Source organism: Bradyrhizobium sp. B124 (genome assembly GCF_038967635.1).
GTDB lineage: Bacteria > Pseudomonadota > Alphaproteobacteria > Rhizobiales > Xanthobacteraceae > Bradyrhizobium.
The window spans coordinates 6,455,122-6,467,304 of record NZ_CP152413.1 but is presented as its reverse complement, the minus strand read 5'-3'; the positions used below and the strand labels follow the sequence as shown (position 1 = coordinate 6,467,304).

Annotated in this window: 10 protein-coding genes; 8 read left to right on the top strand and 2 right to left on the bottom strand. The window is 66.2% G+C overall.

The features are described 5' to 3' along the window. Nucleotides 1–6 precede the first annotated feature (6 nt). From AAFG13_RS30670 to AAFG13_RS30645, 6 genes are read left to right on the top strand one after another with little or no spacing between them, the layout of a single operon-like run. Nucleotides 7–1,476: a type II and III secretion system protein family protein gene (locus AAFG13_RS30670; protein WP_342713431.1), complete on the top strand. Its 1,470-nt coding sequence runs from the start codon at nucleotides 7–9 to the stop codon at nucleotides 1,474–1,476. An 8-nt stretch (nucleotides 1,477–1,484) separates the two neighbouring features. Beyond that, nucleotides 1,485–2,237: a CpaD family pilus assembly protein gene (locus AAFG13_RS30665; RefSeq protein WP_212314253.1), complete on the top strand. Its 753-nt coding sequence runs from the start codon at nucleotides 1,485–1,487 to the stop codon at nucleotides 2,235–2,237. Further along, nucleotides 2,234–3,502 (top strand): AAA family ATPase, encoded by a 1,269-nt coding sequence (locus tag AAFG13_RS30660; protein ID WP_176528876.1) that lies wholly within the window; start codon nucleotides 2,234–2,236, stop codon nucleotides 3,500–3,502. The genes AAFG13_RS30665 and AAFG13_RS30660 overlap by 4 nt, the downstream gene beginning before the upstream one ends. Before the next feature lie 24 nt (nucleotides 3,503–3,526). Further along, the gene (locus tag AAFG13_RS30655; protein WP_342709132.1) at nucleotides 3,527–4,990 is read left to right on the top strand and encodes a CpaF family protein; all 1,464 of its coding nucleotides are present in this window, start codon (nucleotides 3,527–3,529) and stop codon (nucleotides 4,988–4,990) included. A gap of 11 nt (nucleotides 4,991–5,001) precedes the next feature. Further along, nucleotides 5,002–5,979 carry a type II secretion system F family protein gene (locus AAFG13_RS30650; RefSeq protein ID WP_212314255.1) on the top strand — a complete coding sequence of 326 codons (978 nt, stop codon included), beginning with the start codon at nucleotides 5,002–5,004 and terminating at the stop codon, nucleotides 5,977–5,979. A gap of 9 nt (nucleotides 5,980–5,988) precedes the next feature. Beyond that, on the top strand, nucleotides 5,989–6,963 hold the full coding sequence (locus AAFG13_RS30645; protein WP_212314256.1) for a type II secretion system F family protein: 975 nt from the start codon (nucleotides 5,989–5,991) through the stop codon (nucleotides 6,961–6,963). Between the two features lie 120 nt (nucleotides 6,964–7,083). Here AAFG13_RS30645 and AAFG13_RS30640 read toward each other — a convergent pair whose 3' ends face one another. Then, entirely contained in the window at nucleotides 7,084–7,881 is a 798-nt protein-coding gene (locus AAFG13_RS30640; RefSeq protein WP_212314257.1) for a tetratricopeptide repeat protein, read from the bottom strand. A 206-nt stretch (nucleotides 7,882–8,087) separates the two neighbouring features. Here AAFG13_RS30640 and AAFG13_RS30635 point away from each other — a divergent pair, with 206 nt between their 5' ends. Further along, entirely contained in the window at nucleotides 8,088–9,467 is a 1,380-nt protein-coding gene (locus tag AAFG13_RS30635; RefSeq protein ID WP_342709131.1) for a leucyl aminopeptidase family protein, read from the top strand. Next, nucleotides 9,460–10,302, top strand: a complete 843-nt coding sequence (locus AAFG13_RS30630) for an NlpC/P60 family protein (protein WP_342709130.1) — start codon at nucleotides 9,460–9,462, stop codon at nucleotides 10,300–10,302. Before AAFG13_RS30635 ends, AAFG13_RS30630 begins: the two co-directional genes overlap by 8 nt. A 255-nt stretch (nucleotides 10,303–10,557) precedes the next feature. Here the strand turns inward: AAFG13_RS30630 and AAFG13_RS30625 are convergent, their stop codons facing one another. Continuing rightward, on the bottom strand, nucleotides 10,558–12,183 hold the full coding sequence (locus tag AAFG13_RS30625; protein ID WP_342709129.1) for an ABC transporter ATP-binding protein: 1,626 nt from the start codon (nucleotides 12,181–12,183) through the stop codon (nucleotides 10,558–10,560).

Here is a 12,183-nt window from a genome sequence, read left to right as displayed (position 1 = left end):
CACGTGATGAAGGGCGGGGCAACTCAACGGACGATGCGGGCCTTCATGGTCCGCGCATTGTCGTTCTCGGCCGTCGCGGCGCTCACGCTCAATCCGGCGCTGACACCGGTGGTGGCGAGCGATTACCGCGCCGCGCCTGCCCCCGCCGCATCGGCCGATGGCGGCCAGATGAATGCCCGCTTCCTCTCGCTCGGCGTCGGCAAATCGATCGTCATCGACCTGCCCAGGGACATCAAGGACGTGCTGGTCGCCGATCCCAAGATCGCCAATGCCGTGGTTCGCTCGGCGCAACGCGCCTACATCATCGGCGCGACCGTCGGCCAGACCAACATCGTGTTCTTCGACGCCGCCGGCCAGCAGATCGCGGCCTATGACATCGCCGTCAAGCGCGACCTCAACGGCGTGCGCGCCGCGCTGCGTGCAGCACTGCCGAATTCCGATATCCAGATCGAGGGCGTCGGCGACGGCGTAATGCTGAGCGGAAGCGCAGCGAGCCCGATCGACGCACAGCAGGCCGGCGACATCGCCACGCGGCTGGTCGGCGGCCCCGACAAGGTCGTGAACTCCATCACCGTTCGCGGCCGCGACCAGGTGATGCTGAAGGTCACGGTTGCAGAAGTCGCGCGCAGCCTGATCAAGCAGCTCGGCATCGACCTCACGGCAAACCTCAACTACGGCACGACCGTGGTCAAATTCGCCAACAGCAACCCGTTCACCGCGAACAGCTCACCGCTGGTGTCCGGCAACAATCTCACCACGTCGTTCGGATCGTCGGTGTCGGCAACGATCCGCGCCATGGAAAGCGCCGGTGTCGTGCGGACGCTCGCCGAACCGAACCTGACCGCGATATCGGGCGAATCGGCGACCTTCATCTCGGGCGGCGAGTTTCCAATTCCGACCGGCGTGACCTGTCAGACCTCGTCGACGGGCGCGATCGGGAATTGCGTCCAGACCGTCAGCTTCAAGAAGTTCGGCATTTCGCTCAACTTCACGCCGGTGGTGCTGACCGAAGGGCGCATCAGTCTGCGCGTGATGACGGAAGTGTCAGAAGTCTCGACCGAAAACGCGCTGACCGGCGGCGCGGGTGGAACGACGATCCCATCGATCAAGACCCGGCGCGCCGAGACCACGCTGGAAATTCCCTCGGGCGGCTCGATGGCCATGGCCGGCCTGATCCAGGACCAGACCAAGCAGGCGATCAACGGCCTTCCCGGGCTGGCGTCGCTGCCCGTGCTCGGCACGCTGTTCCGCAGCCGCGACTTCGTCAACAACCAGACCGAACTGATGGTTCTGGTGACGCCCTATGTCGTTCGCGCCGTGGCGCAGAAGGACCTGTCGCGTCCGGATGACGGCTTCGCCAACGCGTCCGATCCGCAGGCCGATCTGCTCGGCAGCATCAATCGCGTCTACGGTGTGCCTGGCCGCACCGAGCCGGCGCGGAATTACCGCGGCACCTACGGCTTTATTACCGACTGAGGCGGACGATGACACAGACCACACCCAGAACATCCGCCGATTACAAGCGCACCGCCGGTCTCGCCGGAGTGCTCGTCGGCCTTGCCATGACGCTCGGCGCCTGCCAGCACGCTGCCGACAACAGTTTCGCGATGGTGGACTCGCCGGCCGACTATCGCCAGCGTCACCCGATCGCCGTGACCGAGGCCGATCGCTCGATCGTGGTCTTCGTCGGCCGCAGCCGCGGCGGCCTGACCGCGGAGCAGCGCGCCGAGGTGATGGGGATGGCGCAGGACTGGATGCGCGAGGGCACCGGCGCCGTCACCATCGACGTTCCCGCCGACACGCCGAACGCCCGGCCCGCGCAGGAATCGTTGCGCGAGATCCAGGCGACCTTCGCCGCCGCCGGCGTGCCGCCGCGCGGGATCCTCGTGCGCAAATACCATCCCGAGAATCCGCGCCTCATGCCTGCGATCCGTGTGAACTATCCAAAGATGAAGGCGGAGGCCGGGCCGTGCGGCATCTGGCCGGAAGATCTCGGCCCGTCGATGCATAACGGTTCCTACATCCAGAACAAGCAATACTACAATTTCGGCTGCGCCAATCAGCGCAACCTCGCAGCCATGGTCGAAGACCCGACTGACCTCGTGCAGCCGCGCGCGGAGACCCCTGCCTACACGTCGCGCCGCAATATCGCCTTCGACAAATATCGCAAGGGCACCACCACCGCCACGACGTATCCCGAGTCCGACAGGGCCAAGCTAAGCGACACAGGAAAATGATCACCTACGCGCAGCAAAACTCCGAAGAGCAGACGGACGCCCCGCCGCAGGCCGTGGACGACCATATTGCTCCGGCGCCGCGGGTCTCGGTCCAGGCGTTCTGCGAGACGGTCGAGACCGCTGCCGCCGTACAGTCGGCGGGCGAGGATCGCCGGCTGGCCAAGGCCCACCTCAAGATCCAGATGGGCGGCATGGCGGCTGCCATCGAGGCCTATCGCTCGGCGCCGACGCCTAATGTCATCATTCTCGAGACCGAGGGCCGCAGCGACATCCTGGCGGGGCTCGACCAGCTCGCCACGGTGTGCGACGCCGGCACGCGGGTGGTCGTGATCGGCCGGGTCAACGACGTCACGCTGTATCGCGAGCTGGTGCGCCGCGGCGTCAGCGACTACGTGATTGCGCCGGCTCATGCGATCGACGTGGTGCGCGCGGTCTGCAACCTGTTCTCGGCGCCGGAAGCCAAGGCAGTCGGCCGCGTCGTCGCCGTCGTCGGCGCGAAGGGCGGCGTCGGTGCCTCGACGATCGCCCACAATATCGCTTGGGCGATCGCCCGCGATCTGGCGCTGGATTCCGTCGTGGCCGATCTCGACCTTGCATTCGGCACCGCCGGCCTCAACTACAACCAGGACCCGGCGCAAGGCATCGCGGATGCGGTGTTTTCGCCGGACCGCGTCGATACCGCCTTCGTCGACCGCCTGCTGTCGAAATGCACCGACCATCTGAGCCTGCTGGCGGCGCCGGCCACGCTCGACAAGGTCTACGATTTCGGCGCCGAAGCGTTCGATGCGATCTTCGACACGCTGCGCACCACGATGCCCTGCATCGTGCTCGACGTGCCGCACCAATGGTCCGGCTGGACCAAGCGCGCGCTGATCGCGGCCGACGACATCCTGATCGTGGCGGCGCCCGACCTCGCCAACCTGCGCAACGCCAAGAACATGTTCGACCTCTTGAAGGCGTCGCGGCCTAACGACCGCGCGCCGCTGTACTGCCTGAACCAGGTCGGCGTGCCGAAGCGGCCGGAGATCGCGGCGGGCGAATTCGCCAAGGCGATCGAAAGCCCGCCGATCGCCGCCATCCCGTTCGATCCGCAGATCTTCGGTTCGGCCGCCAACAACGGCCAGATGATCGCGGAAATCTCGGCCAATCACCGCGCAGTCGAGATGTTTCTGCAGATGGCGCAGCGGCTGACAGGCCGCGGCGAGACCAAGAAGCCGAGGGGGTCCTTCCTGTCGCCCCTGCTCGAAAAGCTGCGGTCCAAATAGTGGTCCGCGTGGAGTCAAGACGTCGTGTTTGGTAAGCGTAGCGGAAACGATGGGGATATGCGGGCACTCAAGCCCGCCTTTCAGACGCCGGAGCCTGCCGGCTCGTCGCCGATGGCGCGCGAGTCCGCCGCCCCGACGATATCGTCGCCGCCGCTGGCCCCGGCCAAGCCACCGCCTGCTCCCGCCGTCGAAGCCCGCCGCTCGGACAACTACTACCAGGTCAAGGCGACGATCTTCGGCGCCCTGATCGAGGCGATCGACCTTGCCCAGCTCGCCAAGCTGGACAGCGAGTCGGCGCGCGAGGAAATCCGCGACATCGTCAACGAGATCATCGCGATCAAGAACATCGTGATGTCGATCGCCGAGCAGGAAGAGCTGCTCGACGACATCTGCAACGACGTGCTCGGCTACGGACCGCTGGAGCCGCTATTGTCGCGCGACGACATCGCCGACATCATGGTCAACGGCGCCGGCACCGTGTTCATCGAAGTCGCCGGCAAGATCCAGCGCACCGGCATCCGCTTTCGCGACAACCAGCAGCTGCTCAACATCTGCCAGCGCATCGTCAGCCAGGTCGGCCGGCGCGTCGACGAATCCTCGCCGATCTGCGACGCCCGCCTCGCCGACGGCTCGCGCGTCAACGCCATCGTGCCGCCGCTGGCGATCGACGGGCCCGCGCTCACCATTCGTAAATTCAAGAAGGACAAGCTGACGCTGGAGCAGCTCGTCAAGTTCGGCGCGATCACGCCGGACGGGGCGACCATCCTGCAGATCATCGGCCGTGTCCGCTGCAACGTGATCATCTCGGGCGGCACCGGCTCGGGCAAGACCACGCTGCTGAACTGCCTGACCAACTATATCGAGCACGACGAGCGCATCATCACCTGCGAAGACGCCGCCGAACTTCAGCTGCAGCAGCCGCACGTGGTGCGGCTGGAAACCCGGCCGCCGAACATCGAGGGCGAGGGCCAGGTCACGATGCGTGAACTGGTCCGCAACTGCCTGCGTATGCGCCCCGAGCGCATCATCGTCGGCGAAGTCCGCGGACCCGAAGCGTTCGATCTGTTGCAGGCGATGAACACCGGCCATGACGGCTCGATGGGCACGCTGCACGCCAACAATCCTCGCGAAGCGCTGTCGCGCTGCGAATCGATGATCACCATGGGCGGCTTCTCGCTTCCCTCGCGCACCATTCGCGAGATGATCTGCGCCTCGGTCGACATCATCGTGCAGGCCGCGCGCCTGCGCGACGGTTCGCGCCGCATCACCCACATCACCGAGGTGATGGGCATGGAAGGCGACACCATCATCACCCAGGATATCTTCCTCTACGACGTGGTCGGGGAAGATGCCAACGGCAAGATCATCGGCAAGCACCGCTCGACCGGCATCGGCCGGCCGCGCTTCTGGGAGCGTGCGCGCTACTACAATGAAGAGAAGCGGCTTGCGGCGGCGCTGGATGCCTCCGACTCGCCGGCGCCGGTCTAGGGGAACGCAGGATGCAGACGCAAACCCTTGCCCTGGCCTTCCTCGCCGCCACCACCGTGGGCGGCATCGCCTGGGTCTTCCTCTATCCCTACCTCTCGGGGGAAAAGAAGGCCGAGTCGCGCCGCGCATCGGTGGCGCGCAGCGAACCGTCGACGACTCGAAATACGGACCGCACGCAGCGCTCCCGCCGCGAGCAGGTCGAAGGATCGCTCAAGGAGCTCGAGGCGCGTCGGCAAAAGGACAAGAAAGTCCCGCTCGGCGTGCGCATCTCGCAGGCCGGACTGGAGTGGTCCGAGCAGAAATTCTGGATGATCTCCGGTGCCCTCGGCCTGTTCGGGTTCGGCGCGGCATTCATGGTCGGCGGAGGCCTGCTCGGCGCGGCCGGCATCGGCTTTGCCATGGGTCTCGGCCTGCCGCGCTGGCTGCTCGGCTTCCTGAAGAAGCGGCGGGAAAAAGCCTTTTTGAAAGCGCTGCCCGACGCCGTCGACGTCATCGTGCGCGGCATCAAGGCCGGCCTGCCGCTGTTCGAATCGCTCAAGGCGGTCGTCAACGACGCATCGGAGCCGCTGCGCAGCGAGTTCCTTGCGATCATCGAGACCCAGGCGATCGGCATGCCGCTCGGCGAGGCCTGCGCCCGGCTCTACGAACGCATGCCGCTGCCGGAAGCGAACTTCTTCGGCATCGTGATTGCGATCCAGCAGAAGTCCGGCGGCAATCTGTCGGAAGCGCTCGGCAACCTGTCGCGGGTGCTGCGCGACCGCAAGAAGATGGCCGAGAAGATCCAGGCGATGTCGATGGAAGCGAAAGCTTCCGCCGCCATCATCGGCTCGCTGCCGCCGATCGTGATGATCCTCGTGTTCCTCACGACGCCGGACTACATCGCCCTGCTGTGGACGAACTCGATGGGCCAGCTCATGCTGGTTGCCTGCGTCGTCTGGATGTCGATGGGCGTGCTGGTGATGAAGAAGATGATCAACTTCGATTTCTGACGGTGCAGCATGATTGATATTCTGGTCGCCAAGCTCCACGACGTCAGGTTCATGACCATGCTGCTTGCCTTCGTCGCGGCAAGCGCGACGGTCTACACGCTGGTGATGCCGCTGCTCGCCGGCGGCGACCTCAACAAGCGCATGAAGGCCGTCGCCAGCGAGCGCGAGCGTCTCCGGCAGCGTGAGCGCGAGCGTCTCGCCAAGACCGAGAAGGTGGCGCTGCGGCAGACCCCGAAGCAGGTGGTCTCCCGGGTGGTGGATGATCTCAACCTCACGAAATGGCTCGCCCAGGAAGCGGCGCTCGATAAGCTCGTGATGGCCGGCTATCGCGGCCACGCCCCCTACGTCACTTTCCTGTTCGCCCGCGCGGTGACGCCGATCGTGCTGCTGCTCGGCGCCATCGTCTATACGTTCTTCATCGCGGGCGCGAACTGGTCGCTCACGCTCAAGATCGGCATTTGCGTCGGCGCGGCCTATGCCGGCCTGCAGGCGCCGATGTTGTTCCTGAAGAACGCGATCTCCAAGCGCCAGCTCCAGATCAAGCGCGCCTTCCCCGATTCGCTCGACCTGCTGCTGATCTGCATCGAGTCGGGCATGTCGGTCGAGGTCGCGTTCCGCAAGGTGGCCAACGAGATCGCCGGGCAGTCGATCGCGCTGTCGGAGGAGTTCGCGCTGACGACCGCGGAACTGTCCTATTTGCAGGACCGCAAGTCCGCCTACGAGAACCTGGCGCGCCGCACCGGGCTCGAAGGCGTGAAATCGGTGTGCATGGCCTTGCAGCAATCCGAACGCTACGGCACGCCGCTCGGCCAGAGCCTGCGCGTGATGGCGCAGGAAAATCGCGACATGCGCATGAACGAGGCCGAGAAGAAGGCGGCGGCGCTGCCGCCCAAGCTGACCGTGCCGATGATCCTGTTCTTCCTGCCCTGCCTGTTCATCGTGATCCTCGGGCCGTCCTACATCAAGATCGCCACGATGCATTGAGCCGCGCCGCAGCGCATTACCAAGACGCCCGGCAAACGCCGGGCGTTTCTTTTTGTGCGCGTTAGGGCAGATATGGATTGCGAAGCCGAGCGCTTCGCTGTCAGACGCCATAAACGAGCGTTAATCGTCCTTGGCGACGACAGGTGCGGCGCGCGATGAAATCCGCGGACCGTCCTTGCGGTTCAGCATGTCGCGCAGATAGGCGACGTTGGCCGCCGCCTCATCGGCCGGCAGGTCGGCCTTGACGATGGTCTCGGCCTCCGCGAAGCGGCCCTGCAGGCCGACGACGAGCGCAAGGTTCTGCCGGATGCGGGTGTCGGCGCGGGCGCTGGCATAGGCCTGGCGCAGCGTCTGCTCCGCCTTCGGCAATTCCTTGGTCAGCATGTAGGACAGGCCGAGATTGGACAGCACCGACGGCTCGTCGGGGGCCAGTCGAAGCGCACTGGCGTAGTAGCGCCGCGCTTCCTCGTGCCGGTTCAACTTGTCGAGCGTGGTGCCCTGCACCGACAGGATCCGCCAGTCCGGATTGTCCGGACTGTGCGCGCGGCTCAGCACGTCGAATGCGGCCTGCGAATTACCGTTGTCGGCGAGCGCGCGGCCATAGGCGGCGAGCAGCGGCTTGCTGCCGGGGCTGGCGAGTGTGGCCTGCTCCAGCACGGCGCAGGCCTGCGAACGCTGTCCGGTCATGCGCAGCGCCTGCCCGTAAGCGATGGCGGCGTCGACATCCTTGGGATTCTTGCGGTAGCGCTCGCCATAAACCTCGAGATTGCGGCGCGGATCGTCTGGCACCGGATCGGACCGGGACGCGATCGATCCGGTGACGTCTGACATGGTCTGGCAACCGCCAAGCCCGGCGGCGAGGACCGCCACGAGGGCTGCGGAACTAAGATGCCGGGTCAAAATGGACTGTCGACGCATGGCACTGTGACTCACGAAATCGGGCAAATGGATCGAGCCGAGCGTGCCAGCAATAGACTGTTAACCCTAACGTCTGGTTAACTGCGGCACCGGCGGCCGGCGCGCCGGTTCCAATCCCGCAGGTCGCGTCAACCGCGGGCGCGCTACCATCCACCGCGAAAGGCGTGTTAGTCACCAGCAACGACGCCAGAACAGCCGAGAGCCGCATGCCATCCGTGTTCGAGACCGCCTCCACGACCGCCGTCACGCCGATCACCTTCGTCAGCAAGGCGACATGGGATGCGATCCGCAGCGAGTTGCCGGCGCCGGCGCGCCAGTTCGCGGAGGCCAATGACTTTGCGGCCAAGCCGGGCAAGGCGCTCGCGCTGCCGGCAGCTGATGGCGGCATCGCGCAGGTGCTGTTCGGCCTCGAGGATGCAGACCACAAGGCGCGCGATCCGTTCCGTGCCGGCGCCCTGCCCGGCCTGCTGCCGCCAGGCGTCTACCGCTTTGCCAATGCGCCGCATGACACGCGGCTTGCGACGCTCGCCTTCGCGCTCGGCTGCTACCGCTTCGGCCGCTATCGCAAGAACAAGACCCCCGAGGTCCGCCTGGTGCCGCCCGATGGCGTCGACACGGCCGAGATCGCGCGGATGGCGGATGCCGCGGCGCTGGCGCGCGACCTCATCAACACGCCGTCCAACGACATGGGCCCGGCCCAGCTCGCCGAGGCGGCGCGCGACCTCGCAACGCGATTCGGCGCCGCCTTCAATTGCATCGATGGCGACGAGCTCGCGCAGAACTTCCCGCTGATCCACGCCGTCGGCATGGCATCGACGCGCGCACCGCGGCTGATCGATCTGAGCTGGGGCGATCCGGCGCATCCAAAGGTGACGCTGGTCGGCAAAGGCGTCTGCTTCGACACCGGCGGGCTCGACCTCAAGCCGTCGAGCGGCATGCTGATCATGAAGAAGGATATGGGCGGCGCCGCCAACGTGCTGGCGCTGGCGCAGATGGTGATGGACGCGAAGCTGAAGGTGCGGCTGCGCGTGCTGATCCCGGCGGTCGAGAACGCGGTTGCCGGCAATGCGTTCCGTCCGCTCGACATCTTCAAGTCGCGCAAGGGCATCACCGTCGAGATCGGCAACACCGACGCCGAGGGGCGGCTGGTGCTCGCCGATGCGCTGGCGCTGGCCGACGAGGAGACGCCGGACCTGCTGGTCGATCTCGGCACGCTGACCGGCGCGGCGCGCGTGGCCCTCGGCCCGGATCTGCCGCCGTTCTACACCAATGACGAGGCGCTCGCCGGCGACGTTGCTGCGTTTGCAAGGAGCGAGAACGACCCGTTGTGGCGGATGCCGCTGTGGCCGGCCTACGATGCCTGGCTCGACTCCAAGACCGCCGACATCACCAACGCGCCGTCGGGCGGTTTCGCCGGCTCGATCACCTGCGCGCTGTTCCTGCAGCGCTTCGTCGAGCACGCCAGGAGCTGGCTGCATGTCGACATCTATGGCTGGACGCCGTCGGCAAAGCCCGGCCGCCCCGAAGGCGGCGAATGCCAGGCTGCGCGCGCGATCTACAAACTGCTGAGCCAGCGCTATGCATGATGTCAGACTGACGCCGGCCCGCGAGGACGTCGCGGCAAAATATCTCGAGGGCAAGGTGAAGGCGGCGCGCTTCGTCGACGGCGAGACGCTTGAGGTCGGGGATGCCATCGCGCCGCTGCGGCGGGCGCCGGCGGCCGATGCCGAACAGATGACGCAGGCACTCAGGGGTGAATGCGTCACGGTGTACGACCGCAACGGCGAAGGCTGGGCCTGGGGCCAGCTTGCCGATGACGGCTATGTCGGCTGGATTGCCGAGGCCGCGCTGACGGCGCCGGGCGCGGCACCGACGCACAAGGTGACGGCGCTGCGCACGCTGGCGTTTCCGGGACCATCGATCAAGCTGCCGCCGGTCGAGGCGCTGGCGATGGGGACCAGGCTCGCAATCACCCGCGAGGACGGTCCCTTCGCAGTGACCCGCGAGGGCTGGCATTTGCCACGCCAGCATCTCGCCCCTCTCGACACGATGGCGCAGGATTTCGTCGCAATCGCCGAGCAGTTCGTCGGCACGCCCTATCTCTGGGGCGGCAAGTCGAGCCTCGGCATCGATTGCTCCGGCCTGGTCCAGATCGCGCTGACCGCCGCCGGCACCGGCTGCCCGCGCGACAGCGACATGCAGCAGGACGGGCTCGGCCGCGAATTGACGACCGCGGAATCGAGACATCTGCAGCGCGGCGACCTGATCTTCTGGAAGGGCCATGTCGCCATCGTGCGCGATGCGACGACGATCGTGCACGCCAACGCGCATCACATGGCAACGGTGGTGGAGAGCACGCATGCCGCCATCGCGCGGATCAAGGCCGCCGGCAGCGAGGTCGCCGCGATCAAGCGGCTTTGAGCCGATCTCGTAGGATGGGTAGAGCGCAGCGAAACCCATCAAGCTGCAACCGCGCGGAGACATGATGGGTTTCGCTTCGCTCTACCCATCCTACAAGGCGACCCAACTTCATCCCGTCATCCTGAGGAGCGCGAAGCGCGTTTCGAAGGATCGACGGCCCCACTCGGACCACGCCCCCTTCGAGGCTCGCTCCGCTCGCACCTCCAGCGACAAAGGCAAAGCCTTTGCGCGGGGGTGACGTGGAACGAGAGAGGGCTACGTCGCCACCGTTCCGTCGCTGGCCGCTTCGATGCGGAACGCGGCGGCGAACAGCGCGCGGGTGTAGTCGCTCTTCGGATTCTTGAACAGCTCGGAGGCCGGCCCCTCCTCCTCGACCTTGCCGGATTTCATCACGATCAGATGGCTCGCGAGCGAGGCCACCACGCGCAGATCGTGCGAGATGAACATGTAGGTCAGGTCGCGCTTGCGCTGCAAGTCGCGCAGAAGATCGACCATCTGGGCCTGCAGCAGCATGTCGAGCGCACTGGTCGGTTCGTCCAGCACGACGAAGTTCGGCTCCAGCACGACTGCGCGCGCGATCGAGATGCGCTGGCGCTGGCCGCCGGAGAATTCGTGCGGATAGCGGAAGCGCCAGTCCGGATCGAGCCCGACATCTTTCAAAGCCTTGATCACTCGCGCCTCGCGCTCCTCGCGCGACAGCTGTTTCTGGTGCACCTCGAGCCCCTCGGCGATGATGTCGGCGACCGACATCCGCGGGCTGAGCGAGCCGAACGGGTCTTGGAACACGATCTGCATGTCGCGGCGGAACGGCAGCATCTGCTTGAAGCGCAGGCCCTGGATGTCCTTGCCGAGGAACACTATCGGGCCATCGGACGAAATCAGCCGGAGCAGCGCGAGCCCGAGCGTGGTCTTGCCGGAGCCGGATTCGCCGACGACGCCGAGCGTCTCGCCCTTGCGCACCGCAAGGCTGACGCCATCGACGGCCTTGATGTGGCCGACGGTCGAGCGCATCAGCCCGCGCTTGATCGGAAACCAGACCTTGAGATTGTCCGCCGACATCACGACCGGCGCGTCCGGCTGCGGCGGCGCCGGATCGGGCTTCGGCTCGGCCGCCAGCAGCGCCTTCGTATAGGCATGCTTCGGCGCGGTGAAGACCTGCTCGACCGGGCCCTGTTCGACGATCTTGCCGTTGTTCATCACGCAGACGGTGTCGGCGATGCGGCGGACGATGCCGAGATCGTGGGTGATAAACAACAGGCTCATGCCAAGCCGCGCGCGGATCTCGGCCAGCAAGGCCAGGATCTGCGCCTGCACGGTGACGTCGAGCGCGGTGGTCGGCTCGTCCGCGATCAAGAGATCGGGTTCGTTGGCAAGTGCCATCGCAATCATCACGCGCTGGCGCTGGCCGCCGGACAGTTGATGCGGATAGCTCTTGAGCCGCGTCTCCGGCTCGGGGATGCCGACCTGGCCCAGCAACTCCAGCGTCCGCGCCCGCGCCGCCGCACCGCTGATGCCGCTGTGCAGCGACAGGATCTCGCCGATCTGGGATTCGATGGTGTGGAGCGGATTGAGCGAGGTCATCGGCTCCTGGAAGATGATCGAGATGTCGTTGCCACGAATCCCGCGCATCTCGCGTTCCGACGATCCCAGGAGATCGCGGCCCTTGAAACGGATCGCCCCGGAGGGATGTGACGCCGCCGGATAGGGCAGCAGCCTCAATACCGACAGCGCGCTGACCGATTTTCCCGAGCCGGACTCGCCGACCAGCGCCGTGCATTCGCCGCGCTTGATCGAGAAAGAGACGCGATCGACCGCAAGCGAGCGGCCGAAGGCGACGGAGAGGTCGCTGACGTCGAGCAGGGGCTGGTTGGTCGCGTCCAT